Origin of the sequence: Gordonia sp. GONU, assembly GCF_024733855.1 — a bacterium.
GTDB lineage: Bacteria > Actinomycetota > Actinomycetes > Mycobacteriales > Mycobacteriaceae > Gordonia > Gordonia amicalis.
The window spans coordinates 30,022-54,243 of record NZ_JANRHB010000008.1; the positions used below are offsets into that span (position 1 = coordinate 30,022).

Sequence of the window (24,222 nt, forward strand, 5' to 3'; positions counted from 1 at the left end):
GGGGTGGAATACGGATCGCCTCTCGTCAGCCGTGCTGATCGGTGTCGTCGGAGAGTCGAATTCGGCGCAGGGTGGCAGAATCGCAATATGGCACATTCCCGAGCTGGAACATTGGCCCTGCCCGAAGACCTCATCGACGTGGACGCACTCGAGCGTGCCTATTACGACAACGTCCCCGATCCCTCGGACCCGTTGCAGCAGGTCGTGTTCGGGACGTCGGGTCATCGCGGTTCGAGTTTCGACACCGCATTCAACGAGGCGCACATTCTCGCGACAACCCAGGCGATCGTCGAATACCGGCGAGGCGCCGGAATCACGGGTCCGCTGTTCATCGGTTTCGATACCCACGCTTTGTCGATTCCGGCGTGGCGGACCGCGCTCGAGGTTCTCGCCGCCAACGAGGTGTCCGTGTACACCGCCGAAGACGACTCGTTCACCCCTACTCCAGCGGTCAGCCGCGCCATCCTGACGTTCAACAAGGAGAACCCCGGAGTGCTCTCCGACGGGATCGTGGTGACCCCGTCGCACAACCCGCCCCGCGACGGCGGATTCAAGTACAACCCGCCGACCGGCGGACCGGCCGACACCACGATCACGTCGGTCATCGCGGCACGCGCGAACGAACTGCTCGCGTCGCGCCTCGACGGGGTCAGGCGCATCCCGTTCGAGCGTGCCCGCGCGAGCGAGCACGTGACGGACTACTCGTTCCTGCTCGGCTACATCGAGGGCATCGGCGACGTCGTCGACATGAAGGCCATCCGTGACGCCGACATCCACATCGGCGCCGACCCGCTCGGCGGGGCGTCGGTCGGGTACTGGGCCCACCTCGGTCTGCGCTACAACCTGGAACACCTCACCGTCGTCAACCCCACCGTCGACCCGACGTTCTCGTTCATGACGCTCGACACCGACGGCAAGATCCGGATGGATTGCTCGTCGGCGAACGCGATGGCATCGCTCATCTCCGCGCGCGACTCTTTCGACATCGCCACCGGCAACGACGCCGACTCCGACCGCCACGGAATCGTCACCCCCGACGCCGGCCTGATGAATCCGAACCACTACCTCGCGGTGGCCATCGACTACCTGTTCACGCATCGCCCGCAGTGGTCGGCGCAGGCCGCGGTCGGCAAGACGCTGGTGTCCTCGTCGCTGATCGACCGGGTGGTCGCCGGAATAGGACGGCCGCTCCTGGAGGTGCCGGTCGGCTTCAAGTGGTTCGTCGACGGGCTGCTGTCCGGCCGCGTCGCCTTCGGCGGCGAGGAGAGCGCCGGGGCGTCGTTCCTCATGTTCGACGGCAGTCCGTGGTCGACCGACAAGGACGGCATCATCATGGCGCTGCTCGCCTCGGAGATCCTGGCCGTCACCGGCAAGACGCCGTCGCAGCGCTACGCCGAGCTCGCGGAGGAGTACGGGGAGACCGCCTACGCCCGCATCGACGCGCCCGCCTCGCGCGAGCAGAAGGCGGTGCTGTCGAAGCTGTCGCCGGAGCAGGTGAAGGCCACCGAACTCGCCGGTGAACCGATCTCCGCGATCATGACGTCCGCGCCCGGCAACGGGGCGGCGATCGGCGGCCTGAAGGTCACCACCGAGAACGCGTGGTTCGCGGCACGGCCGTCGGGAACCGAGGACGTCTACAAGATCTACGCCGAGTCCTTCAAGGGTCCCGAGCATCTCGCGCAGGTGCAGAAGGAGGCGCAGCAGGTCGTCGACGCCGCACTCGGGAGCTGATCAGCCGCCCGCGGGGACGCCGATCGCCAGGCCCACCAGGTAGGTGGCGCCGGCGGCGATGACCCCGAAGCAGAGCTGACGCACCGCGCCGCGCACGATCGGATGGCGGGTCACGTAGGCGGCGACGCCACCGGCGATGAGGAGTCCGACGGCACCCACCGACAGGCCGAGGATCAGCGACGAGAAGCCGAGCAGGTAGGGGATGAGCGGCACGATGCCGCCGATCGCGAACATGATGAACGACGAGATGGCGGCCACCCACGGGGACGGCTTGTCCGAGGGGGCGACGCCCAATTCGTGGGTGATGTGAACGTTGACGGCGCCTTCGGGGTCTGCGTGGATCTCGTTCGCCGCGGTGGTCGCGGTCGACTCGGTCATCCCCATGTCGGTGAGCATGTCGATGAGTTCGTCGAGCTCGCCGTGCGGGTTCTTCTCGATCTCGTTGCGCTCGACGGCGACCTCGGCGTCGAGCTGCTCGTTCTGCGTCGAGACCGAGGTGAATTCGCCGAGAGCCATCGAGAACGCGCCCGCGATCAGGCCCGCGACACCCGACAACACGATGGTGTGTGAGCTCGCACCGGCGCCACCGACACCGGCGACGAGGCTGATGTTGGTGACCAGTCCGTCCATCGCCCCGAAGGTTGCGGCTCGCACACGGCCACCGGAAACGTCCGCGTGCTCATGGCTGATCGGGTTCGCGTCCTCGTCGAGCTCTCTGTTCGTCACCCGCCGAGCGTAACGACGCACGTTCCGGGCCGCTCGCCGACCTGGGGGCATCCACTCAGCGACTTATCAGTGCGGCGCGGATATTGTCGTTACGTGAGCGAAAAGCGTAAGTCGGGAGCCTCCGTGCCCCGCGCCACCAAATCGAAGTATCAGCCGAGCGCGCCGTCGAGCACGATGACCTACGTCCTCGGCGGTATCGCGGTCCTGGTGATCGCGGGTCTGGTCATCGGCGGCATCTGGTGGAGTGGCCGCGACAAGGGCACTGCGGACCAGTCCGCGCTCGCGTCAAGCTCGACGATGATCGTCGGACCGGAGAACGCGCCGCTGATCGATCTGTTCGAGGATCCGCTGTGTCCGGTCTGCAAGCTCTTCGAGCAGCAGTCGGGGCCGGCGATCACCGCCGCGGTCACCGAGGGCAAGCTGCGCGTGCGGTATCACACGCTCAACTTCCTGAACTCCAGATCGGCGACGGGCGACTACAGCTCGCGGGCCGCGGGTGCCCTCACGTGTGTGGCGCAGGAGCAGAACACCGACCTGTTCCTCCGGTTCCACAGCGCGCTGTTCGACGCCCAGCCGGCCGAGGACGGCACCGGCAACATCACCAGTCCGGAACTCGCCCGCCTCGCGACGGCGCAGGGTGCGACCCCCGCCACCGCGACGTGCATCACGAACAACGAGAAGGTCGCGCAGGCGGAGGCGAACGCCACGAAGTCGACCGACGAACTGAAGAAGGCCGCCGGCCAGGTGGGCACCCCGAGCGTTCTGCACGAGGGCAAGCCCGTCGAGAACCTGCTCGACGGCACCGGCTGGCTGGACGGAATCCTGGCCGGCAAGTCCTGATCCGGGAGGGACCGGGCCCTTCATCGGGCCCGGTTCCTGCGGATTTGGTCGCCGTCGTGGCAGTGGTGTAACTTTCCTAGTGCCCTTGAACAGGGCGGAACAACAAAATACGGGGCTATGGCGCAGCTGGTAGCGCACCACACTGGCAGTGTGGGGGTCAGGGGTTCGAGTCCCCTTAGCTCCACCGAATATCGGGAAGTAACCGCAGGTCAGATACCACGACCACACCGGACACGAACCGAATACACATCGCAAATACACAGGGAGGCATGAAAGCCCAGCTAGACTGGGTTCATGCCTCCCCGTGACGTGCACCCGTCTGATTCTTTCGATCTGGATTTGATCGAGCAGCGCATCCGTGGCGACCGGTTCGATCTCTCTGCAGACGACGTCGAACGAATGATCGCCCGCATCCGCGAACTGGAGGGGCAGCACGTCCCGACCGTCATTGAAACGCCTGAGCAGCTCGCCGCCCTACCGTTCCTCTCTCTCGTGCGGGAGATGTTCGGGCCGTCGCCGGTCGCGCAGTGCGACTACGGCGGCGTGTGGGAGCGCCGTACCTCCGGCTGGCAGTGTCTCTCGGGATCGCTGATGCCGCCCAGGTATGAGACGCCCCGACTGCCCGCACGGGTGCTGTGGGCGCCGTCGACGGGACAGAGTGGTGATGCCTGAGTTCAAGGTCGGCGACCGGGTGCGAACCTGCGAGGGCGATATCGCGGGCCGTGTCGTTGGCTACTTCACGAGCATCAATCCCGACGACCGTGGGCGCCCCTGGCCCAAGGTGTGTGTCACTCACGCGCCGCAGTGGCCCTGGATGGTCGGCAGTGTGTGCTGGCGGAGCCCCGACGATCTGGAGCACCTCGACTGATGGCGTCCGTCGAGAAGCGTGTCGCGAAGAAGAGCGGCGAAGTCTCCTACTACGTGCGGTGGAGACAACCCGCCACCGCCGACCAACCCGCCCGCGCCCGATCCCTCACCTTCGTCGACGCCGAGTCCGCCGAATCCTTCCGCATCAACGTCGAACGCCTCGGCACCGACGCAGCCATGCGCATCCTCGGGCTCGTCGACGCGGGCATCGTGAAGCAAACCCTCACCCAGTGGTGCGAAGCCCACATCGAAACCCTGACCGGTGTCGAGGAAGCCACCCGCCAGCGCTACCGCTCCTACGTGCGCAACGACATCGCACCCACCATCGGCGCCATGCCGCTGGCGACCGTCACCGACACCACCATCGCCCGCTGGGTCAACGACCTCGCCGCGACCGGCGCCTCCGGCAAGACCGTCGCGAACAAACACGGCTTCCTCGCCGGCGCGCTCAACCACGCGGTCCGGGCCGGGAAGATCGCCGCCAACCCGTGCGACCACACCCGACTCCCCAGGACCGACAACGACGAGATGGTGTTCCTGACACGTGACGAATTCACGCTCCTGTGCGGGGCGATGACCGAACGCTGGCAACCACTCACCCGGTGGCTGGTGGCGACTGGCACCCGTTTCGGGGAGGCGACCGCACTCACCGTCGGCGACATCAACGCCGTCGAGGAAACCGCCCGCATCAACAAGGCGTGGAAGTACACCGGATCGAACGGTGCGCGCCGGCTCGCGCACACCAAGACCCGCAAAGGCACCCGCACCATCAACATCGCCTCGGCGATCCTCGCCGAACTCGACCTCGACCGGGATCCCGACCAGCTGCTGTTCCCCACCCGCGACGGCGGGCCGATCTCCAACCAGCTGTACAAGAACAAGGCGTGGCTGCCCGCGCTGCGCACGGTGACCGCCCCTGACGCCGACCCGCGACTGTCGAAGCGGCCCCGCATCCACGATCTGCGGCACACCTGCGCGTCGTGGATGATCGCCGCCGGCATCCCGCTCCCGGTGATCCAGCAGCACATGGGCCACGAGTCCATCACCACCACGGTGCACACCTACGGGCACCTGGACCGCACCTCGGGAAAGGCCGCTGCCGCCGCTATCGGCGCGATGCTCGACTGACCTGCCGGGTCTCGCGCATGCGCCGCAGCCGGTTCACGGTGGCCGGTGCGTAGGCCAACGCGTCCTCGGTGTCGCACAGCTGCGAGACCCGCTGCCAGAACCGGGTGAGACTGATACCGAACTCGTCGCGGACGCGCTGCTCGAGTGACCCGGCGTAATTCCATCGCGCTCCTGCGAGGTCGAGCATGAGCTTCTCGTCGTCGGTCACGCGACACCCCGCTCCCGCAGCTGGGTGTCGATCCAGGCGCGCTCCCCGTCGGTGAGGGACTGCACCAGCGCGACGAGCATCGGGACGTCCACCCACAGCTCTTCGGCGACCTCCTCAGTGCGTCGCGTCCACACGAGTGCGTCGACGAGTCGCTCGAGCGCGATCAGCCGGCGCGCCGCGATGCGCTCGACCCGCAGCTCCTCGCGCGCCCGCAGCACGTGGTCGGTAGGGAAGATGCGGCGCTCGTCGTGGACGAGCTCGTGGGTGAGGGTGCAGCGCCTCTCAGCCTGCAGATCGCTGGCGTTGAGCCTGACGGTCGAGCCGGAGATACAGCCACGATGGTCGTCAGGCAGGTGAACGTGCTCGATCACCAGATGCGGCCGCCGGCGCGCCTCTCTCCACGGGTGATACATGAACCGGACATTAGGGGCGCGTACCGACAGGATTTGCGTTGAGCCCGAATGACATTGGTGCAATTAAGCTACGCCGATGCGAGCTCGCGCTCGAGTTCCCTCGTCGAATAGGTGCGATATCTGGACTGTGAAGCACCGCCCGACCGGAGGTAGTCCTGATATCGGCGACGTTCCACAGCCCTCATGTGGACTACCTGTTCACCAATCGTCTGATCGTCAGGTCGAGTGAAAATTGGTCGAGTCTCATCCTCGGAGATTGGCTCGTCGTGCCACTCCATCCAGGTGACCTCGAAGACATGACGGTCCGGAAAGTACGTTGCTAGGGCGACACGACGATCCGGGTAGTTTCGCCGTAGAGTTCGCTCGACGTCGTCCACGAGGTCTGAGGCCACGCAGACGACGACACTGGACATGCCTTCGTCCTTCATCATCTTCTGGAACCTCGGATCGCGCGACATCCGGGCGTATAGACGGGTCGCAAGGGAGCGTTCAGAGGTCATCCCAACTCCTTGCTAAGGCTTCCCAGTGTGAATCCATCCAGTCCATCTGGACCTGGTACTCGTTGTCAACGATACCGTGGTCACCTTCGTGCAGCTCGACGATGAGTCTTCGATCCCGCTGTCTGTCTCTGGGTGACGACCTGCGCAGTCGGTGTACGTGGATCGATGAGTCGCAACAATCGACCGAGGCGACTTCGAAACGGACGTCGTCCACAACTGCCCAGAGCCCAACTTCAAACTGTCGAACTGTACCGCGGTAGCACCAGATAACTGAGCGGATCTCGAATTCGATTCCTCGGAACTCTCCCAATGGAATTGTTGCGTCGAAATCGTCGAGGAATCCCTTGTTAACCCGGTACGGTCCCCTCACTCCTCACCTCGCTCGGCGTCGCGGTCTTGCTCCTCGCGGCGCCGACGACCTTCGGACGTACCGCCACCGCGACGGTTCGCCAGTTCATAGTTGGACTGACGAGCGCCGGCGTCTGAAGCGGCCTGCACGTCGCGATTCCGGGCGTTCATGACGTACCGCATTGCAACCTCTACGAGATCGGCCGACGGCCTGAACTGACTGTCCGAGTCCTTGAGCTCGATGACCATGTCGAATCGCTCACCGTGCACAAACACGTCGGCACCCGTGTCCGCGACCCCGTCGTCGGTGTCGACCACGAACCCCTGATCCGTATAGCGGTCGAGTAGTTCTTGCAGCGCTTCTTCGAGGGTGCTCGCGCTCACGGGGATGTCTTCGGGCTCGGCGTGCACACTCCCGTCTATCTCGATCCTGATCGCGCGCGCCCGAATCTTCGGTTCGCGTGCTGATTCGTCAGGTCGGACTATGTCCAGCCGGCGACCGGCGGACCGATCAGTGTCGCGCTGGACAGTAGACACCTCGCCGGTCTTCTTGCGCGTCGTCGCTTTGCGCGGTGTTCGCGGTTCCTCATCAGTTTCCATGTCATTGTCGGCTCCGATTCGCGGGATGGCGATGCTCCGGATGAGCTCGTCCAGGGCGCGGCGCTGCCGGTGATCGAGGAGTGCGGCCTCTTCGGGGGGCGTGTACGGACCAAGCGGAGCTGTCGTGTTCCACGCCGCCTCCTGAAGCTGCTTCTCGGAGAACGGCACCACCTGTGCGAGTTTCGAGAGTGTGGCTGCCGAGGGGCGGCCGTGGCTGCCGGACCAGTAGGCCGCGATGGTCCCGTAGGGCAGCTTGATGCCCTTCTTGGACGCCTTCGCGGCCGCCTGGCGGGCGGTCACTGTGCCGCTGTTCAGCAGCTCACTCAACGTGCTCACGGTTCCAGACGCTCCCATGCTTGCCGCTTGTTCGAATAGTCGGAGTGTAACCGTGGCGGTTACAAATTCCCTCGATGTGATTTCGGTACCTGCACGATTCTCGCAGTTACAAGTCTTGTGCGGTGTAACTAAACGTGGTTACATGCTGCTTGGTGATTGACCAAGCAGCAAGGGAGAGTTACAGTGATCACGCACATTCGACCAGTCGACACAGGGAGGCTCTGGGTGCGGCTCATCAGCAAGCAGGCGTTCCGGGACTACATGAAGTTCCGGGGCGAGACCAACGAGTCGCTGGCCGAGAAGGCCGGCTGTTCTGTCTCGTCCATCGCCTTCCTCCGCTCCCGTGGTCGCGCAGCCCGCGACACCGTCAAGCCCGAGACCGCGCGCCGCATTGAGGAGGCGCTGAACGCCCCTCCTGGGTCGCTTTTCACGGCTCGGGTGCTTGTCGCTTCGAGCAGCGGAAAGCGAAGCGCGGCGTGAGCGAGACAGAGACCGAGCCAAAGATCGTTGAGGGTTGGGCGCCGATGCACGGCAACCAGCGGAAGTTCCACTTCTACCGCGAGACAGAGCCCGGGCAGACGATGATCCGCGCACTCTGCGGCAAGTGGGCAATCTTGCGAGCGCACCTGTCGTACCTCGGACCGCTCCAGCCATTCAGGCCCGGCGCGTTGCATATCGGGCCAGAGGACTGCACTGCGTGCTCGCGGCGAGTGCGCGCAGACGAACCGCGGGGCCAGTCATGACCGCGGCGGTGTGGCGTCCGACGGAGCGTGAGGCGTACCCGGTGCTCGGTGTCGAGTCCTACAGCAACCGATGCGCGGACGCTGTGGTCGAGCTGCCGGACGGTGCGAAGTCCCGTCTCCCGATCCCGCTGTGCGACATCGAGGTGCGGCCGGCACCGGATCGTTCCGTCGTTCGCGCTCTCACCGCGGACTTCGTAGACCACTCCGATGCCCGCAGCTGCGGGTGCGGAGCGCGCGACCAGGGGGTCCCCCGCCCCGTGGAGGTCGCGCAGGCCGGGGCGGGGGAAGCCGCCCCGGCCACCAAACCTCAGGAATGAAACGGCCACCTCGGTGCGCGAACACCGGGTGGCCCAGAACATCTGACAAAGGAGAAGTTCGTGTCTCACGATATCACCCCGCACGATGGCGCTAGGTCGCCGTTCGATGCGATCAGAAGAACCCGGGCTGACGGAACCGGGTACTGGTCCGCCCGCGACCTTCAACCGCTCATGGGTTACTCGCGCTGGGAGGACTTCGCGAAGATCATCCGACGCGCGGAGTCGTCTGCGTCGAACTCGGGTCACCCCGGGGGCTTTTCGGAGATCACCGAAGAAGGGACAGGTGGTCGGCCGCGAGCCAACTTCCACCTCTCCCGTTTCGCTTGCTACCTGGTCGCGATGAACGGTGACCCGAACATGCCGGAGGTCGCCGCGGCGCAGGCGTACTTCGCGATCAAGACCCGCGAAGCCGAGACCTCGGCCCCGGCGCTGCCGATGACCGAGGACGAGATCGTCCTCCACGCGCTGCAGATCCAGGGCCGGAAGATCCACCAGCTCGAGGCGAAGGTCGCGGCCGATGCGCCGAAGGTTGAGGCGTTCGACGAGCTGATGGAGTCCGACGGCACCTACTCGATGAACGCCACCGCGAAGGTGCTCGGCTGGGGTCGCAACGTGATGATGCGCGAGCTCCGCCGCCTGGGTGTGCTGCAGGGAAACAACCTGCCCTACCAGCGGTACGAGCACCACTTCAAGGTGGTGCCGCAGACCTACACGAACCGCAAGACCGGCCAGACCGTTCCGACCGCAACCACATTCGTCCGGCCCGCCGGCGTCGAGTTCCTGCGGAAGAAGCTGACCCAGTCGACCCTGTCGGCGCCTGTCCGTGAGGCGGTCGACGCATGAGCACCGACAGCGAGTTCTTCCTCGAAGGAATGTCCTTCACCGTCGGCGGTGAAGTTCTCCCCGCCCGAAAGGTGTACTGGGCGAGGTTCGCCCCATGTGGCTGCATGTGCGGTGTCTCGATGATGACCGAGGACACCATCACCGAGAAACAGGCATGGACCGAGTTTTCGGGCAACGCCCGCATGGTGAAGCGTGACAAAGAGCTCGGCTACACCATGCGGATGATGGCGAAGCCAATCCCCAAGGATTTCGGTGAGTGCACGCATTCTCCGAAGTGGGGAGTCGAGCCCGTGCCGACACCGCCCGGATATGCGTGGGCAGCGGAAACCTTCAGTCGGGGGGCCTCGTCGCTGCACCTTGTGCCCCTGACTCCCCTGGATGAGGACGAGGCGAAGGCGCAGAACTCGGAGTGGGCCGAACCGGGCGACCGGAAGGTCGCCAGTGTCTGCGATCGGCGCAGTCAATCGGTCTGGGGATGGTCGCGTCGCTGGCATCGGACCGAGGGAAAGCTGGAGTGCGCCACCTGTCTGAAGTTGGCGCGCGCACAGACACTTCCGGGGATGGGAGGTGCAGTGTGACCGATGTTCTCGACGACCTTCGACCCCTGTCGATACCCGAGGTGGTGGCGACACTCACCGCGTCCGACGGAACCCAGCTGGTGTCCGAGGAACAGGTGAAACGGTATCTGCGGCAACGACGCTGGCCCGGATGCAAGGTCGGCCACCGATGGGCCATGACCCGCGCACAAATCCAGGAAGCCCTCGACATCGAGTCCCGCCAGGCCCGCACACCGCAGAAACCGCCCGCGTCCGGAGTGTCGCCCCGCTCCCGCACCCGAAAGGCCACCGCATGACCACGCTCCTCGACACCCTGTTCATCCGCACCACCCCGACCCCGACGTCGTTCCTGGCGTCCGCGGTCCTGTGGATGCTGATCGCCGCGATCGCCGCCAGCTACCTCCCGCGCATCGCCCGCTGGTTGACCGACCGCGACCTCGAGCAGATCGACGACGACGAACTCGCCGACGACTTCACGTTCCTGGCGGTTGATCGGGGTGAGATCCGATGATCGAGAACACCCGGGACCGTGACCCGCTGATCCACCTGATGGGCAGCCTGTCTGAGGGCACCAGCGGATACATCGAGGGCATGGAGGCGACTGGCCAGCGACAGCTGGTCGCCTCCGAGATGCTGCCGATCAAGGCGCTGCCGCACTATCGCTCCGCCAGCGACATGGCCGGCATCGACGGCTGGGAGGCGCTCGAATCCGTTGGAATTCAACGCGGTGAAGACTACGACGACCTGTTCTGCCACGCCGAACTACCGGCCGGATGGTCCAAGCGTGCCTCTGATCACGCAATGTGGTCGCACATCTTCGATGAGCGAGGTGTCAAGCGCGCCAACGTCTTCTACAAGGCAGCGTTCTACGACCGCAGGGCCCACATCGCCCTCGTAGGCAGCCCTGGCGGTGACCTTGCCACCGACGCGATCTATGGCGACGAGGAACCGGCGCTGCCCGATACGTGGGGCGTGCTCACCGCAGAGGAGCGCGCAGAGTTCGCCGCCGAGCTGGCCGACTACATCCGTCGCGCCAACGAGCATCCCAGCATCTACGACGACCGCGTGCCCCGGGTCCGTGCGCTGACCGCACTTGTCGAGGCAGCACCGTGAGCCAATGCGCGTGCTGTGGCGATCCGTGCCGCGGCGAGGTGTGCATCCCGTGTCTCCGAATCATCAACCCACGAAGGGAAAGTCAGTGACAGTCACTCAGTTCGACCGTGACGACGAACGGGCGGACCGGCTGGAAGCGCTCCGCGAGGAGCGGGCCGCGAGACGCGCCGGGATTCCGACGCCGACCGTACCCGACCTGCCGCCGGTAGCTGCGAAGCCCGCACCCCGGCCCACGCCCGCAGCCGTGGTGGAGTCGGCGCCGAGGCCCGTGTCGGAACTGCCGTTCGCTCCCGTCGACGAACTCCCGAAAGCACAGACCGGAAAGGGTAGGACGCGGCGTCCGATCCCGCCGGCGCGGGCGGCGTTGATCGAGTACTGCCGCAAATGGCCGGGCCAGTGGGTGTGCTACACGCCGACACCCGAACAGGACAAGGTCCGCCCGGCGACCCTGGTGTCGATGCCGAAACGGTCGCATGGCGGATTCACGCCCGCGTTCGAGGTGCGGCTCCGGAACAAGAAGGCGTACGTCAGATTCAACGGTGACGCATGACCGGGGCGGAGCACTACCGCGAAGCCGAGGACATGCTCGCGTTCATCGAGCGTGACCGCGACCTCACGACGAACCAGCACTCGGAGATCGCGGCGCGCGCCCAGGTGCACGCGACTCTCGCGCTCGCCGCGGCTACCGCCCTCGCCGGTGTCATCGGCAACAACCTCGCGCCGTCCCACCCGGTCAACCAGCTCGCCCAGGACCCAGAGACCATCACCGCCGTCAACGACTGGCACGAGGCCGCGGCGAGGAGGGCGTCGTGAGCGGGGCGTTCCCGGCGAAGTGGCCCGGTAAGTGCCCGGACTGCGGGCACTGGTGGGGGCAGGGCGACCTCATCGCATACGACAAAACCGTCCTCATGCATCAGGACTGCGCACGCGGTGTCGTCGGACTTCGCGCCGAGGACATCGAAGCCCGTAAGGGCGAATCCGTCTGCCCCCACTGCAATCTCGCACACCAAGGAGAATGCCCATGACGACGTTCGCGTTCGTCGACACCGAAACAACCGGCCTCACCGTCGAAGACGAGATCTGGGAGTTCGCCGCGATCATCCGCCGCGCCGACGGCACCGAGTCGACGGTGCACCTCCACATCGACCACGGCTGGGGTCTGGTTGACGACCTGCCTGAGAAGTTCCGCGCCGATCACGACGCCCGTTTCGGCAGTGCCAGCGGCATGCACGTGTACACGCGGTCCGGCGCGGCGAGCATCATCCACGCCGCCCTGTACGGCGCGCACATCGTCGGCGTCAACCCGGCGTTCGACGCCGGCATGCTGGAGCGGCTGCTCAACAACTGGCACGGTCTCGCGCCGTCGTGGCACTACCACCTCATCGACCTCGAAGCTCTCACGATCGGATACCTCCTCGCCCGCAAGCAGGAGGCCGGGTCGCCAGGTCTGCCGGTCGACGTGCCCTGGCGGTCCAACGACCTCGCCGCGCAGGTGATGCCGATGGTCGACCCCGACGGCGAACCGATGTACCACCGGCACACCGCGCTCGGCGACGCCCAGTGGTCCCGCGACTGGTGGGACGCCCTCACGAATCGAGGTGCCAGATGACCGCCGTTCCCGCCGAGGACGGGATCTATGCCGGACTCAGCGACGAGCTGTACCACTCCGACCGCGATTCGCTCTCGTCGACGGGCGCTAAGACGATCCTCGAACCGGGTGGGCCGGCGAAGCTGCGGTACGCGCTCCGCAAGGAATCGAAGGCCTACGACTACGGGCATGTGGCGCACCTGCTCATCCTCGGCGAGGGTGCGTCACTCTCGGTCATTGACGCCAAGGACTGGAAGACGAAGGCCGCCCAGGAGGCGCGCAAAGCTGCGTACGACACCGGTAAGGTGCCGATCCTCAAGCACGTGTTCCGGCAGGCGCAGGATCTGGCCGGGGCCGTTCACTCGCATCCGCTGGCCGGATATCTCTTCTCTGAAGGTGTCGCGGAGCAATCGATCTGGGCGCACGACCCTACGACCGGTGCGCGCATACGGTGCCGCCCCGACTGGTTTCGTGGCACCACGTTCGTCGACCTCAAGACCACCGCCGACGCCGGCCACTTCGATAAGTCGATCGAGTCGTACAGCTACCACCAGTCCGCGGCCCACTACCTGCACACCGCGGAGTGCGCCGATATCGACGTCGACCTGTTCGTTTTCGTCGCCGTCGAAAAGGACCCGCCCTACCTGATCGACGTGTGTGAGCTGTCGGCCAAGGACCTTGGCACCGGACGTGACCTCACCCGCGCCGCGATCAACCTGTTCGCCCACTGCCAGAGAACCGACACGTGGCCAGGCCTCCCCGAAAGGCTGCGTGTCGCACAACTTCCCGAGTGGTCTCGACACAAAGCAGACCGCGCGATCAACCGAGCAACCACCCTCATCGAAGGAGCTACAGCATGACCACCGACCTCGCACACACCGACGACGCCGGGCTCGACGTTCTCCCCGCCACACCCGTCACGCGTTCCGCGGCGTCGGTCCGCCTCGCCCAGCAGGTCGAGGACATGAAACTCGCCGCCCAGTTCGCACGCGGAATGTGCTACACCACAGCAGTTCCCGACATCTACCGCGTCGGGGCGAAGGTCAACAAGGACCGCTCCGACGACGAGGTGATCGGGAACGCGGCCGCGGCGATCATCTACGGGAACGCGTTGGGTATCGACGCGCCGCAGGCGCTGCAGAACATCTTCTCGGTCGGCGGGAGACCGGCGATCTACGCCCGCACGGCGGCCGCGCTGTTGACGGGTCGCGGCTACAAGATCGCGATCAAGAGCCAGTCGGACGAAGCGGTGACGGTCGTCGGTGCCGCGCCGGACGGGCGGACCGCGGAGTCGACCTGGACGATCGAACGAGCCGAGAAAGCCGGGTACGTCCCCACGATCGACGAGAAGACCGGCGACTACCGGAAGAACCAGTGGGGCAAGCTGGTCGGGAACGAGAAGTACCTGACCGACCCCCAGGCCATGCTCAAGGCGAAGGCGCTGATGGAGGTGTGCCGGGACCTCGCCCCCGACGTGTTGATGGGGTTCTCGGCCGACGACCCGGACACAGCGGTCTCGGACGATGACGAGCGTCCGCGACGAGTTCGGAACGAAGCCTCGGCGGCGCCCGCCGTCGATGCGGTGGCCGCGTTGCGGGCCCGAATGGGCACGTCGTCTCCCTCGATCACCGCGCCGAAGCCCGCACCCGAGCCAGAAGCGCCGGCCGCCGAGGCAGAAGCGCCGGCCGCCGAGGCAGCCGCAGCGGTGGGGGAGTCGACCGAATCCGAGACCGCCGCCCCGTCGAAGGACGACTTGAAGCGGTTCACCGCACTGTTCGCGCGGGCCGGGATCACCGGCAACTCGGCCGCGGCGAAGGCGAAGCGGAAGACGGTCACCGAGAAGCTGATCGAACGGACCGTCGAGGACGACACCCCGCTGACCGCCGACGAATGCCTGCACGTGATCGGCCAGCTCGAGGCACTCGTCGCCCAGGGCGAGGCCGACGGCCGCGGGGATGCCGTGCTCGTCGACACTGTCTCCGCGCTCAGCGAAGCCGACGGCGATGCGTGACGCCGAGGACCAGCTGGTCGACCACACCGATCCGGAGCAGGTCCGTCGTGCCGCCGGGGTGATCGAGGGCATCGGCATGGACGCCGGGGTGACCCGTCCCGAGCTGCACATGGAGACCGCTACGTCGCTGCGTGAGCGGGCAGCACGCCTCGAGGCCTCGCAGGCCGCCACCGAGGACGTGGTCGAGCAGGCCGCGCGCGCACTGTTCGACGCGACCGCCGACAAGCCTGAAGCGTACGAACACGTCCGGCATCACTGGATTCGATACGCGCAGGTGCTGGCCGACGCGAAACTCCTGGCGGCCGAATCATGATCGTCTATGAGAAGCCCGCCGAGTATCGCGGCACCATCGAGGTGTACGACGTGCGAGGTCTTGGTTGGCCGTACGACTCCGAGACGCCTGAGTGGCGTTGGCGGTGTAAGTCCCGCAACAACACGATCCTCGCCAGCGGTGAAGGCTACAAGCGGCGGGCCGGGGCACTCAACGCCATCGACGCCCAGTACGCGTCGCGCATCATCTCGGAGCGTGAGCTGACGGCTGATGCACTCCGCATCCTCGTCGTGCCGTGGCGTCTGGTCATCCACGACCGCCACGGCAACATCGAACGCATCGGGGCGGTGTACTGATGAGCTGGAACCCTTTCCGCCGCAGAAGGAACGCAGACCGGACGCTCTGGCTCACCTGCCGCACATGCGACCACGACCTCAACGGCGATGGTGACAGCTTCGTCGAGGACACCGGGGATGCCTGGGTGTATGTGTGCGCATCCTGCGGTGCCCGGTCGGTATTCAGCCTTGCGTACCCGGTCCCAGCCCTCGTCTCCCATGAGGCTGGTGGTGTCCGGTGACCGCCGATCCTGCCACCGCCGCCGCACAACGAGTCAACGGCACGCACAACATGACGCGCCTGGACATGCGATTCGCCATCGCTGCCGCCCGGGAAGCCCTCGCACCACTGCGGGCACGCCACCGAGCTGGCTACGGATTCAAGTTGCCCCGGCGGAAGGGCGATCGGCCCGAGGCATTCTGTGAGACATGCCATGTGAAGTGGCCCTGTGACGACGCCAGAGACATCTATCCCGAGGACGAGCTATGACCATCACCGATCTGCCCGCACCGCCGCCGCTCTACCACTGGGAAGGTGGCATCGAGAACTTCGGCAACGGCAAGAGCACACGCCACATCACGCTCGTGTTTTCGCCCACCGGCATGGTCGTTGCTACCCGCCGGATCGCACTCGAACTGTACGGCGACGCAGGCGTTCTGGATGCGGCGCGGCTCCTCATATCTGAGGTGCAGTCATGACCATCCCCAACCTCGAACAGATCATCGCCGACCACCGGATCGAGATGGCACCGGGCGGCTACTGGAACTGCCATTGCGGCATCAACGTCGATGAGAAGGGCTCCCACGCCGCTCATGTTGTGGCCGCTATCCGTGACAGCGGACTGACCGTCATCGCACTACCCGAAGCAGACGACGCGGATGACGACGGCTCCGAGTGGTGGGTCCGGAAGGACTCGATCGTCGCCGAGGACGGCGGTGTGTCGCTCTTCGCGGGCAGCACAGAACCCATGGGGGCCGACAACGCCGCCGAACTTGGTGCCGCCATCCTCGCTGCCGCCCAGGTCGCCGAAAGGAACAACCCATGAGTGACGATGTGCGGGCCGACGCCCGCGAGCAGGTGCCCGCCTCGATCCCCGTCGGCGTGTACTGCGGTTACGGGTCGTGTGACCGGCCGCCGCAGCACACTGGCGACCATCGGTGTCGGTGCGGCGGCCTGGTCGACGGCCGTGGCGACGGATGTGCATGGCACACAGCCCCGACTCGCCTACAGCTCATCGTGCTCGCTGAACGCGACGCCGCTCTCGCCACCCTCCAGCAGGTGCGGGAACTGGCCGACGAGATGCTGGTTCAGGGGTTTCCGCTGACTACGAGGGGGCAGATAGGGGTCGCTCTCGCCCACATCCTCGACGGTGGTGCGCGATGACCGGCAACCCCGTCCCCATCATCAGCGCCACCGGCGACCTCCCCGCACAAGCCACCCGATTCACCGACGGTTACGGCAGATCGCAGACGCTCGTGCCCATCGAACGACTACAGGCCGCCGAGGGACGCATCGCGGAGTTGGAGGCGATCGTCCAGAACGTGCAGGCGTTTGTCGGTCACCCTGGCAACTGGGGCACCTTCGACGGCCGCCGCGCCTGGCTGCTCCACCTCCTCCGGGGCGGTGACCTGTGATCCGCCGCGCCTTCTGGATCGCCGCCACACCCATCCGCGTCGGCATCCGCCTCATCGGGCGACACGTCATGCCCTTCGACTACCCGTTCGCCGGCGGTGACGACGAATGAGACTCGCGGCCGCGACCGTCGTCGCCTTCGTCCTGGGGTTCGCCGTCACCTTCTGGCACAACCTCCGACCCGAACACAACACCATCACCGGCACAGGAGCCGACCAATGACCCTCAGACGATGCACCCGCCCGGGCTGCGAGAACAGGCCACGGAGCCGCGGCCTCTGCCACACCCACTACATGGACCACATCACCCGCCAAAAAGCCTACGGCCGTTGGGAATCCTCCCTCGTCGACGCCGAACCCACACGCCAGCACGTCGAACGCCTCCGCGCCGCAGGGGTGGGAACCCGCAAGATCTCCGAAACTGCCGGCGTCACCCGCTCCGTCCTGCAATCACTCATCCACGGAAAGACCCGCAACGGGCATCGCGAACCGCCGTCGAAAACAATCGCGAAACGCATCGCCGACAAAATCCTCGCCGTCCCGGTTCCCGCCCAGCCCCTACGCAACGGGGACGTTCCCGCGCTCGGCACCCGCCGACGCCTGCAGGCACTCATCGCCCACGGCTACAGCCAAGCCGAGATCAACAGGCGTTTCGGCCTGGCCGCCGACAACCTCACCGAACTGATCCGCGGAGAACGCAACTACGTCGACCCCCTCACCGAGCGCCGCGTCACCGCCCTCTTCCGCGAACTGCAACTCACCCCAGGCCCATGCACCCGAGCACGCAACCGCGGCAGAAAGAACGGCTGGCCGCTGCCCCTCGACTGGGACGAAGACCGGATCGACGACCCCAACTACCAGGCCGAACGATCCCACGTCCGCAGCATCGTCCGCGACCCCGAACGCATCGAATGGCGCAAACAGAAAGTCGCCGAACTCACCGCACTGGGCTACTCAGCCGAAGACATCGCCGCACGCCTACGCTGCACCGCCCGCACCGTCCAACGCGACCGCTCCGACCTCGGCCTCGTCGAACGGGAACAGGTGGCGAGCTGATGGCCGAGTACTACGTCGAACTCAGCAACCGTGTCGTCGGGCCGTTCGCCACCCAGGGCGAGGCGATCGAAGAGCAGCAACGCATCCGCGCCGAGACGTCGCGCCGGCACATGCGCAGCCGCATCATCACCGTCGACACCGACGAGACGCGCGCCGCCGACGATCCCTGGACGCAACCAGGCGGTGACTCGTGATCCTGCGACAGAGGCCACTGTGGCGCTATGGGCGACTACAGGCGATGGGAGTCGAATGGACTTACCGCGCACCGGAAGTCGGCGACCTGCTGATTCGGGATGCAACGCAGACTCACCCCGGAATCCCACGTCGCATCGTGAGCGTCCGCGAAGACGCGCGCGAAGGCCGCACGGTGTGGATCGTCGAACACACCGCGGTTGATGCGGAACCAACCACGGGAACCGACCGGCGATCTGTCGGATTCTGGAAAGACGTAGGTTGGCCGAGGATTGACGAGCACCACCCGATCTGCGGCACCTGCCGAGACCTGATGCCCTGCCAGCACGTCGTCATCGACACCATCGCCAAACACAGCAGCGACACGTTCGAGCGGTTCAACACCCCCGGCGTGTGCCCGGCGTGCAGGGAACCCGTCACGTCACGACAGCAGTCGATCTCGTTCTCACGCAACCTCCATGGCTTCGGCACCGTCACCTTCCATCTCCGGAAGAAGTGCCGGCACAGCGCATGCGACTATGACGTCGCCGTGCACGAAGAAGACGGCGACTACCAGTTGACCTGCCCGGGAACATTCCGATCCGGACTCGACGAAAACGGCATGCCCGTCACCTACTGCACCCAACCCGACTGTCGGGGCGCCGACCGCCGGCATCGCCGAGACGAGTTCTGGACTGCCGCATACCTGCCACGACCTGACGGATACCACCGCTCTCCAGAAGTGGGTGAGTCGTGATGCCGAAGGGCGTGTTCCCACACTGCGAACGCTGCGGCTCACGCGTCCAGCAGTGGACCATCCGCGTCTGCGCGAGATGCAAGCTCGCTCAACGTCAGAAGGAGGTGGATCAGTAGTGCGTATCCGTTCGACCAAGCCGGAGTTCTGGCGATCCCACCGGATCGCGTCGGTGTCGTGGGACGCCCGGCTGGTCCTGAAGGGACTCGAATCGTTCGTCGACGACAACGGTGTCGGCAAGGACGATATCGAGCTCATCATCGGGGATTTGTTCCAGCGCGACCTCATTCGCGAGCCCTCGCGAACCCTCGCGAGGGTGTCCGAAGCGATTTCCGAACTCCACCAGGCCGGTCTGGTGTGGCGGTACGACCACGAAGGCACCGCACTGCTCTATGTCGCGTTCTGGGAATCCATTCAGCGCGTGGACAAACCGCAACCCGGACGTTTCCCCAGGCCAGACGGCACGATGAACTACAAGGACTCCCAAATTCGTGAGTGCCTCGCGAGCCCTCGCGAGGATTCGCGAAATGTCGCGCCTGGAACAGGGGAACAGGGGAACAGGGGAACAGGGGAACAGGGCATCCCTCCCGCAGTTCCTGAGGTAACTCACCACGGCGGCCGCGAAATAGCGCGCCGCGGGACGCGAGCCTCGAGACGCATCGCAGATCTCAACGCGACGTCCCGTAGCGCCGAAGCCGACCGGTTCGCCGCCGAGTTCAACCGCTGGGCAGGCGGTGGCATCCCGGCGCAGACGCGCATCGAGGTCGCTCAGGAAGTCGACCAGCTCATCGCCGACGGCATCTCACCCCACCAGATCGCCGAAGGCGTCAAAGCGTGGCACGCCTCCGACCGCCTCTACGCCTCCCAGATCCCGGCATTCGTCACCAAGGCCGCCAGAGCCACCGAACCCCAGCCCAAACCGACCAAGGCCACGCTGCGCGCCGTCGACACCCTCGCCGCCACCGAGGCCCTCATCGCCGAATTCCAGGAGACCGCATGACCACCCCGTCCGAGACCGCGATCCGGGCCGCCGGCACCGCCCTCGCCCGAGCCGAAATCTTCGACGACCGCGTCACCGCCGACCGACCCCGCATCACCGCGTGGGCCGAGGCAATGGACCCACACGGCATCGACCAAGTCGACGCCATCGCCGCCGTCACCGCCCACTACAGCGCGCCCGGCGCCCAGACGATCCGCGTCGGAGACGTCATCGCCGCGGCACGAAAGATCCGCCGCGAACGCGCCGAACGCGAGAAAGGGGAGCAGGTCGCCATCGCCGCCCCGGACAGCCAGCTCGGCGGCCTCCCCATCGCCGGGGCCGACGGAACCCCCATCTGGTCGGCCTACGAGCAGCACGACGCAATCACAGTGCCGTGCCGCACATGCCAGGCCCAACCCGACGAGGCATGCGTCAACCTCGCCACGAAGATGACCCGCAAGATCCCGTGCACCACACGGATCACCGACGGCACGAGGACGGGCCGGCCATGACCACGATCCGGATCGACCTGCCCTGGCAGTCGCCGCCGTTGACGATGAACGACCGCCTCCACCACCGCGCTCACGCCCGCGAGGTCGCTGCCATCCGCCGCGACGTCCACTGGCTCGCCGTGCGTCACCGACTGCCGAAGGGCGTCGCGCACGTCACCGTCCAGCTGCACTGGGTGCCCGCCACCCGACGACGCCGCGACCCGATCAACGTCCTCCCCACACAGAAGGCGCTCGTCGACGCACTCACCGCCGGCACCTCACGCAACCCCGGCTACGGCCTCGTCCCCGACGACACCCCCGACTACGTCACCGACCAGATGCCGATCATCCACCCGCCCACCACGGCCCGCGGCACCGTCCGCATGTGGGTCGAACTCACCCTCACGGAGGCACCAGCATGATCCGCCAGAAGCCCATCGAACTCGACACGACCGGGTATAACCTCACCGACTTCCAGATCTGGCACGACCTCGCATGGCGCGGCGGCTATCGCAGCGGAGGGTTCATCACCCTCAGCCAAGCCGTCGAGCATGCCAGCATCCCGAACCGTCAGTACCTCATCGACAAGGGCTACGACATCGCCGACATCGACCGGGTCGCAATCGCGTTCGATCATGACCGCTACGTGTCTCGCTACCGCGAGTACTTCGTACCCGCCGAGGAGCGAGAACCCGAGCTCCCCGTCCGTGACCACCTCATCGACGAGTGCGGGTACCCGCCCGAGGCCGTCGACGCGTTCCTCGAGAAACGCGCCGCCGAGGACCAGGAGCGAGCACGCAAGCGCGCCGAACGCGAAGCCTACGAACAGACCTGGCGATACCGGCTCCGCGCTGCGATCCGAGAGGCCCGCATCCGGGTGACTGCAGCATGGGCGGTCCTACGCGACCAGCACAACTGCGAGGGGGAATGGTGACCGACGACGAACTCACATCGCGCCTCGCCCGCGACCTGTGCCGGTTGGTCTGGGACATCGACGACTGGCTCGGCCTCGACGACGGCGACAAGGAACTCTGGCTGGACGTGGCTCGTCAGCTCCGAGCTCAGGGGTGGAAGCGATGACCGCCAACCCTGCCGGCCAGACCACCGCCGACTGCACCGTGTGCGGCGCCACGTTCGACGTCGGCGCGGCCCGCGCCGCCCACCCGACATTCCGGCCCATCTGCACCCCCGAATGCCTCACCGCGCTCAACGAACACCGCTTCGTCCGCCGCGACCTCACCGGCCCACCTGCCCGGGCGGTCACCACGCGGTGGTGCGCGTGCGGCTGGTTCACCTCCGCCACCGACCCCATCGCCGAACAACGCCTCGCGGCCCACCGCCAACGAGTCACCAGGAGCGCAGCATGACCGAGCACATCGTGAACCGTGTCACCACACTGCATCGACCCCTACCCGAAGGCGCCACCTTTGCTGAGGTTGTTGCCTACTGGCAGAAACGCATCCCCGGCGTCGACATGTACGCGATCGCCGATAAGGCCATCACCGAGACGTGGCAACAGATCGGGGAAGCCATCGGACTGGACATGCAGGCCATCGACGAAGGGCTGCAAACCATCACCGACATACTCGCCGACGAGGCCCAGCACGAGTACAACGATGCTGACCTGGCCCAATCCGTTCCTGGCACCAACGCTGCCCACCCGCAGGAGACCCGCCAGTGACCGACGACCTGTTCCTCGCCCGCCACGAAATCACCCTCATGGGCCTACGTCTCCGAGAACTCCGCGACTGGGTGTGCCACGACCTCGACGACACCATCAGCCGCCAAGTCGCATTCGGCGACAAACAGGACGGGAAACGCACCGAAACCCCGGTCGTGTTCAACGAGAACGCCGCCGAAGTCGCCACCGTCCTGCATGGCACGCTGCGTGCTTGGGTCGAACACACCTGCACCCACAGCGCCTGCCGCTGGCCGGGCGAACAACGCTCAGCCCAGTACGCCGGCTGGCTCGACCGCCACCTCATGGACCTCGCCAAGACCGAAGAAGCCCCTACCGCCGTCGACGAACTCACCGACGCGTGGAAGCAAGCCAAACGCGCCATCGACAGACCCCAGGACCTCGAGTTCGCCGGCCCCTGCCAATCCACCACCGACGGCATCGAATGCGCAGGAGTGTACTGCCGCAAGGACGCCGACACGAAGGACTGCCAAACCTGCGGCGCCACAATCGATATCCCCGCCCTGCGAGCCACCATGGAAGCCGTCATGCGGGACCGGCTCTACACCAAACAGGAACTCCGCACAGCCCTCGTCATCTACCTCAAACAACCCGTCCCGCGATCCACCATCGACGGCTGGATCGCCCGCGGGCGCCTCGCCGCGCACGCCGGAAAGTACCGCCTCGACGAAGCTCTCGCACTCGCCGCGGCGCGCCACACCGTACGAACAGCTTGACTGTCCTGACCTGCAACGGCATCCTGATAGGGATGCTGCGTGCAGTGTGCCGAATAGCCCACACGCAGCATTCGTCATTCTTGCCCGGTACCGCCGGCGGGCGCCCCAACCAGCTCGTGGCAGAGCAGGGGAGAGCGGGCCACAAGGCCGAGCCAAACGGCCGCAACGCATTGCGCAGTGCGGGCCCGCTACCGGTGGCCAACTTCTCTCCGATCCGGAGGCGCAGCCGCGATGACCTACAACCTCAACCGCGCCGGCCGCGGACGCTGGGTGTCCATCGCCACCCCATCCGGGCTGCCCGGCACCCTGTGGACCAACGACGACGACAGCCTCGGCTTCGACCAACCCAGCGTGGCCAACACCGACCCCGGCCCCGACCTGGTCCCGCCCGACGAGACCATCCACCAGCTGATCGGTCTCCACGCGGAGCAAGGCCACACCGCGACAGAAGCATTCGACCTGATCGTCGAGTCACTATCCGACGACCGCAACCGCTTCTACATGCGACCCCGCTACGGCGACCTCGAGAACTGGAGAGAGCGACGTGCCCCGGCCTAAGTACGCCTCGGGTGGCTGCGTCGGACCCGGCACCCCTGGTGACGGCATCCTGCCCCGCCCCCTCGAGATGTGCACCTACACGCTTCCCGACACCAGCCGCTTGACGGCAGCACGAGGGCTGCTCGCCGAGATCAACGAACAGGGACCTCCGATGCACCTGCCTGAACTGCCCGACGAGATCCAGTCCGAAGACGTTCAGCGCGCACTCGAATCGCTCGGCATCAAGCCGAACAGGCTCACCGAGACGGTGATCCGCCCTCACAGCATCGAGGTCACCTACCTCCGCACCGGCGCTGACGGCGAAGTCCTGACAGGCAGCAACGACAGCGTCTCCCGTATAACGACCACCATCCGTGTCCGCTGGCCCAAGCGCGCCACCTGATGCAGACCATCCCCGACAGCCACTACGCCCACAAATGGCGGATGCTCGTCGCCCGCATCACCGCAGTCGCCCAAGAGATCCAAGCCGGACACACCCTCAACCCCGACCAAGCACGACGGTTCGAACGCGAACTACTCCCACGCATCACCGTCATCCGCGACCTCGAGAAAGCCAACGCCCGAGGACAACTCGCCCTCGAGATCGACGAAGCCCAAGCCTGCTTCACCCGCATCATGGGCCCCGACTGGCACCCCCGACCCGACACCCCGGCCGCACGCGAAGTCGCCCAACGCGGCTACACCCTCTGAC

The 24,222-nt window shown here is 66.2% G+C and carries 42 protein-coding genes and 1 tRNA gene; 38 read left to right on the plus strand and 5 right to left on the minus strand.

Features of this window, described 5'->3' with window-relative positions; all coding sequences use genetic code 11:
- Positions 1–87: 87 nt before the first annotated feature.
- Positions 88–1,731: a phosphoglucomutase (alpha-D-glucose-1,6-bisphosphate-dependent) gene (pgm, locus tag NWF34_RS09840; RefSeq protein WP_258324865.1), complete on the plus strand. Its 1,644-nt coding sequence runs from the start codon at positions 88–90 to the stop codon at positions 1,729–1,731.
- Here the strand turns inward: pgm and NWF34_RS09845 are convergent, their stop codons facing one another.
- Positions 1,732–2,457, minus strand: coding sequence for a VIT1/CCC1 transporter family protein (locus tag NWF34_RS09845; RefSeq protein WP_258324866.1), 726 nt, complete (start codon positions 2,455–2,457; stop codon positions 1,732–1,734).
- A 93-nt stretch (positions 2,458–2,550) separates the two neighbouring features.
- Here NWF34_RS09845 and NWF34_RS09850 point away from each other — a divergent pair, with 93 nt between their 5' ends.
- The 4 genes from NWF34_RS09850 (at position 2,551) to NWF34_RS09865 (ending at position 5,292) form a co-directional block, all read left to right on the plus strand.
- Positions 2,551–3,297 (plus strand): DsbA family protein, encoded by a 747-nt coding sequence (locus NWF34_RS09850; protein ID WP_258324867.1) that lies wholly within the window; start codon positions 2,551–2,553, stop codon positions 3,295–3,297.
- Between the two features lie 111 nt (positions 3,298–3,408).
- Positions 3,409–3,481: transfer RNA gene (locus NWF34_RS09855), tRNA-Ala, on the plus strand.
- 110 nt (positions 3,482–3,591) lie between these two features.
- Positions 3,592–3,969 (plus strand): hypothetical protein, encoded by a 378-nt coding sequence (locus NWF34_RS09860; protein ID WP_258324868.1) that lies wholly within the window; start codon positions 3,592–3,594, stop codon positions 3,967–3,969.
- Positions 3,970–4,164: 195 nt separating this feature from the next.
- Positions 4,165–5,292, plus strand: coding sequence for a site-specific integrase (locus tag NWF34_RS09865; protein ID WP_258324869.1), 1,128 nt, complete (start codon positions 4,165–4,167; stop codon positions 5,290–5,292).
- Here NWF34_RS09865 and NWF34_RS09870 read toward each other — a convergent pair.
- The 4 genes from NWF34_RS09870 to NWF34_RS09885 form a co-directional block, all read right to left on the minus strand.
- The gene (locus tag NWF34_RS09870; protein WP_258324870.1) at positions 5,270–5,500 is read right to left on the minus strand and encodes a DUF3263 domain-containing protein; all 231 of its coding nucleotides are present in this window, start codon (positions 5,498–5,500) and stop codon (positions 5,270–5,272) included. The genes NWF34_RS09865 and NWF34_RS09870 overlap by 23 nt on opposite strands.
- The gene (locus NWF34_RS09875) at positions 5,497–5,913 is read right to left on the minus strand and encodes a hypothetical protein (RefSeq protein ID WP_258324871.1); all 417 of its coding nucleotides are present in this window, start codon (positions 5,911–5,913) and stop codon (positions 5,497–5,499) included. The genes NWF34_RS09870 and NWF34_RS09875 overlap by 4 nt, the downstream gene beginning before the upstream one ends.
- A gap of 68 nt (positions 5,914–5,981) precedes the next feature.
- Complete coding sequence (locus NWF34_RS09880; protein ID WP_258324872.1) at positions 5,982–6,413, minus strand: hypothetical protein; 432 nt, start codon at positions 6,411–6,413, stop codon at positions 5,982–5,984.
- Between the two features lie 366 nt (positions 6,414–6,779).
- Positions 6,780–7,697 carry a hypothetical protein gene (locus tag NWF34_RS09885; RefSeq protein ID WP_258324873.1) on the minus strand — a complete coding sequence of 306 codons (918 nt, stop codon included), beginning with the start codon at positions 7,695–7,697 and terminating at the stop codon, positions 6,780–6,782.
- Between the two features lie 225 nt (positions 7,698–7,922).
- Between NWF34_RS09885 and NWF34_RS09890 the strand changes: the two genes are divergently transcribed.
- The 33 genes from NWF34_RS09890 (at position 7,923) to NWF34_RS10050 (ending at position 24,221) form a co-directional block, all read left to right on the plus strand.
- Entirely contained in the window at positions 7,923–8,177 is a 255-nt protein-coding gene (locus NWF34_RS09890; RefSeq protein WP_258324874.1) for a hypothetical protein, read from the plus strand.
- Between the two features lie 259 nt (positions 8,178–8,436).
- Positions 8,437–8,757: a hypothetical protein gene (locus tag NWF34_RS09895; RefSeq protein WP_258324875.1), complete on the plus strand. Its 321-nt coding sequence runs from the start codon at positions 8,437–8,439 to the stop codon at positions 8,755–8,757.
- A gap of 60 nt (positions 8,758–8,817) precedes the next feature.
- Positions 8,818–9,600, plus strand: a complete 783-nt coding sequence (locus NWF34_RS09900; RefSeq protein ID WP_258324876.1) for a phage antirepressor KilAC domain-containing protein — start codon at positions 8,818–8,820, stop codon at positions 9,598–9,600.
- Positions 9,601–9,719: 119 nt separating this feature from the next.
- Positions 9,720–10,178 carry a hypothetical protein gene (locus tag NWF34_RS09905; protein WP_258324877.1) on the plus strand — a complete coding sequence of 153 codons (459 nt, stop codon included), beginning with the start codon at positions 9,720–9,722 and terminating at the stop codon, positions 10,176–10,178.
- Complete coding sequence (locus tag NWF34_RS09910; RefSeq protein WP_258324878.1) at positions 10,175–10,453, plus strand: hypothetical protein; 279 nt, start codon at positions 10,175–10,177, stop codon at positions 10,451–10,453. The genes NWF34_RS09905 and NWF34_RS09910 overlap by 4 nt, the downstream gene beginning before the upstream one ends.
- Positions 10,450–10,668, plus strand: a complete 219-nt coding sequence (locus NWF34_RS09915; RefSeq protein ID WP_258324879.1) for a hypothetical protein — start codon at positions 10,450–10,452, stop codon at positions 10,666–10,668. Before NWF34_RS09910 ends, NWF34_RS09915 begins: the two co-directional genes overlap by 4 nt.
- On the plus strand, positions 10,665–11,270 hold the full coding sequence (locus NWF34_RS09920) for a hypothetical protein (RefSeq protein WP_258324881.1): 606 nt from the start codon (positions 10,665–10,667) through the stop codon (positions 11,268–11,270). The genes NWF34_RS09915 and NWF34_RS09920 overlap by 4 nt, the downstream gene beginning before the upstream one ends.
- Positions 11,271–11,355: 85 nt before the next feature.
- Positions 11,356–11,820 carry a hypothetical protein gene (locus tag NWF34_RS09925; RefSeq protein ID WP_258324882.1) on the plus strand — a complete coding sequence of 155 codons (465 nt, stop codon included), beginning with the start codon at positions 11,356–11,358 and terminating at the stop codon, positions 11,818–11,820.
- Positions 11,817–12,083, plus strand: a complete 267-nt coding sequence (locus NWF34_RS09930; RefSeq protein ID WP_258324883.1) for a hypothetical protein — start codon at positions 11,817–11,819, stop codon at positions 12,081–12,083. The genes NWF34_RS09925 and NWF34_RS09930 overlap by 4 nt, the downstream gene beginning before the upstream one ends.
- A complete protein-coding gene (locus tag NWF34_RS09935; protein ID WP_258324884.1) occupies positions 12,080–12,295 on the plus strand; it encodes a DNA repair protein RadA in 216 nt (71 codons plus the stop codon). The genes NWF34_RS09930 and NWF34_RS09935 overlap by 4 nt, the downstream gene beginning before the upstream one ends.
- The gene (locus tag NWF34_RS09940) at positions 12,292–12,879 is read left to right on the plus strand and encodes a hypothetical protein (RefSeq protein ID WP_258324885.1); all 588 of its coding nucleotides are present in this window, start codon (positions 12,292–12,294) and stop codon (positions 12,877–12,879) included. Before NWF34_RS09935 ends, NWF34_RS09940 begins: the two co-directional genes overlap by 4 nt.
- Positions 12,876–13,718, plus strand: coding sequence for a PD-(D/E)XK nuclease-like domain-containing protein (locus NWF34_RS09945; RefSeq protein WP_258324886.1), 843 nt, complete (start codon positions 12,876–12,878; stop codon positions 13,716–13,718). Before NWF34_RS09940 ends, NWF34_RS09945 begins: the two co-directional genes overlap by 4 nt.
- Positions 13,715–14,869 carry a hypothetical protein gene (locus NWF34_RS09950; protein WP_258324887.1) on the plus strand — a complete coding sequence of 385 codons (1,155 nt, stop codon included), beginning with the start codon at positions 13,715–13,717 and terminating at the stop codon, positions 14,867–14,869. Before NWF34_RS09945 ends, NWF34_RS09950 begins: the two co-directional genes overlap by 4 nt.
- Positions 14,862–15,182, plus strand: coding sequence for a hypothetical protein (locus tag NWF34_RS09955; protein ID WP_258324888.1), 321 nt, complete (start codon positions 14,862–14,864; stop codon positions 15,180–15,182). Before NWF34_RS09950 ends, NWF34_RS09955 begins: the two co-directional genes overlap by 8 nt.
- The gene (locus NWF34_RS09960; protein ID WP_258324889.1) at positions 15,179–15,496 is read left to right on the plus strand and encodes a YegP family protein; all 318 of its coding nucleotides are present in this window, start codon (positions 15,179–15,181) and stop codon (positions 15,494–15,496) included. Before NWF34_RS09955 ends, NWF34_RS09960 begins: the two co-directional genes overlap by 4 nt.
- Positions 15,497–15,961: 465 nt before the next feature.
- On the plus strand, positions 15,962–16,174 hold the full coding sequence (locus tag NWF34_RS09965; protein ID WP_258324890.1) for a hypothetical protein: 213 nt from the start codon (positions 15,962–15,964) through the stop codon (positions 16,172–16,174).
- On the plus strand, positions 16,171–16,521 hold the full coding sequence (locus tag NWF34_RS09970; protein ID WP_258324891.1) for a hypothetical protein: 351 nt from the start codon (positions 16,171–16,173) through the stop codon (positions 16,519–16,521). The genes NWF34_RS09965 and NWF34_RS09970 overlap by 4 nt, the downstream gene beginning before the upstream one ends.
- Entirely contained in the window at positions 16,518–16,859 is a 342-nt protein-coding gene (locus tag NWF34_RS09975; protein WP_258324892.1) for a hypothetical protein, read from the plus strand. The genes NWF34_RS09970 and NWF34_RS09975 overlap by 4 nt, the downstream gene beginning before the upstream one ends.
- Entirely contained in the window at positions 16,856–17,110 is a 255-nt protein-coding gene (locus NWF34_RS09980; RefSeq protein ID WP_258324893.1) for a hypothetical protein, read from the plus strand. The genes NWF34_RS09975 and NWF34_RS09980 overlap by 4 nt, the downstream gene beginning before the upstream one ends.
- Before the next feature lie 291 nt (positions 17,111–17,401).
- The gene (locus tag NWF34_RS09985; RefSeq protein ID WP_258324894.1) at positions 17,402–18,163 is read left to right on the plus strand and encodes a hypothetical protein; all 762 of its coding nucleotides are present in this window, start codon (positions 17,402–17,404) and stop codon (positions 18,161–18,163) included.
- Positions 18,163–18,357, plus strand: coding sequence for a hypothetical protein (locus tag NWF34_RS09990; RefSeq protein WP_258324895.1), 195 nt, complete (start codon positions 18,163–18,165; stop codon positions 18,355–18,357). Before NWF34_RS09985 ends, NWF34_RS09990 begins: the two co-directional genes overlap by 1 nt.
- A 311-nt stretch (positions 18,358–18,668) precedes the next feature.
- The gene (locus NWF34_RS09995; protein ID WP_258324896.1) at positions 18,669–19,091 is read left to right on the plus strand and encodes a hypothetical protein; all 423 of its coding nucleotides are present in this window, start codon (positions 18,669–18,671) and stop codon (positions 19,089–19,091) included.
- 115 nt (positions 19,092–19,206) lie between these two features.
- Entirely contained in the window at positions 19,207–20,088 is an 882-nt protein-coding gene (locus NWF34_RS10000) for a hypothetical protein (RefSeq protein WP_258324897.1), read from the plus strand.
- The gene (locus NWF34_RS10005; RefSeq protein WP_258324898.1) at positions 20,085–20,579 is read left to right on the plus strand and encodes a hypothetical protein; all 495 of its coding nucleotides are present in this window, start codon (positions 20,085–20,087) and stop codon (positions 20,577–20,579) included. The genes NWF34_RS10000 and NWF34_RS10005 overlap by 4 nt, the downstream gene beginning before the upstream one ends.
- Positions 20,576–20,980, plus strand: a complete 405-nt coding sequence (locus NWF34_RS10010; protein ID WP_258324899.1) for a hypothetical protein — start codon at positions 20,576–20,578, stop codon at positions 20,978–20,980. Before NWF34_RS10005 ends, NWF34_RS10010 begins: the two co-directional genes overlap by 4 nt.
- Positions 20,977–21,492, plus strand: coding sequence for a hypothetical protein (locus NWF34_RS10015; RefSeq protein WP_258324900.1), 516 nt, complete (start codon positions 20,977–20,979; stop codon positions 21,490–21,492). Before NWF34_RS10010 ends, NWF34_RS10015 begins: the two co-directional genes overlap by 4 nt.
- Positions 21,486–21,638, plus strand: coding sequence for a hypothetical protein (locus NWF34_RS10020; RefSeq protein WP_258324901.1), 153 nt, complete (start codon positions 21,486–21,488; stop codon positions 21,636–21,638). Before NWF34_RS10015 ends, NWF34_RS10020 begins: the two co-directional genes overlap by 7 nt.
- Positions 21,635–21,925 carry a hypothetical protein gene (locus tag NWF34_RS10025; RefSeq protein WP_258324902.1) on the plus strand — a complete coding sequence of 97 codons (291 nt, stop codon included), beginning with the start codon at positions 21,635–21,637 and terminating at the stop codon, positions 21,923–21,925. Before NWF34_RS10020 ends, NWF34_RS10025 begins: the two co-directional genes overlap by 4 nt.
- Complete coding sequence (locus NWF34_RS10030; RefSeq protein WP_258324903.1) at positions 21,922–22,239, plus strand: hypothetical protein; 318 nt, start codon at positions 21,922–21,924, stop codon at positions 22,237–22,239. The genes NWF34_RS10025 and NWF34_RS10030 overlap by 4 nt, the downstream gene beginning before the upstream one ends.
- Positions 22,236–22,973 (plus strand): hypothetical protein, encoded by a 738-nt coding sequence (locus NWF34_RS10035; RefSeq protein ID WP_258324904.1) that lies wholly within the window; start codon positions 22,236–22,238, stop codon positions 22,971–22,973. The genes NWF34_RS10030 and NWF34_RS10035 overlap by 4 nt, the downstream gene beginning before the upstream one ends.
- 231 nt (positions 22,974–23,204) lie before the next feature.
- Positions 23,205–23,531 (plus strand): hypothetical protein, encoded by a 327-nt coding sequence (locus tag NWF34_RS10040; RefSeq protein WP_258324905.1) that lies wholly within the window; start codon positions 23,205–23,207, stop codon positions 23,529–23,531.
- Positions 23,518–23,913 carry a hypothetical protein gene (locus NWF34_RS10045; RefSeq protein WP_258324906.1) on the plus strand — a complete coding sequence of 132 codons (396 nt, stop codon included), beginning with the start codon at positions 23,518–23,520 and terminating at the stop codon, positions 23,911–23,913. The genes NWF34_RS10040 and NWF34_RS10045 overlap by 14 nt, the downstream gene beginning before the upstream one ends.
- A complete protein-coding gene (locus tag NWF34_RS10050; RefSeq protein WP_258324907.1) occupies positions 23,913–24,221 on the plus strand; it encodes a hypothetical protein in 309 nt (102 codons plus the stop codon). Before NWF34_RS10045 ends, NWF34_RS10050 begins: the two co-directional genes overlap by 1 nt.
- The last annotated feature ends 1 nt before the right edge of the window (position 24,222 follow it).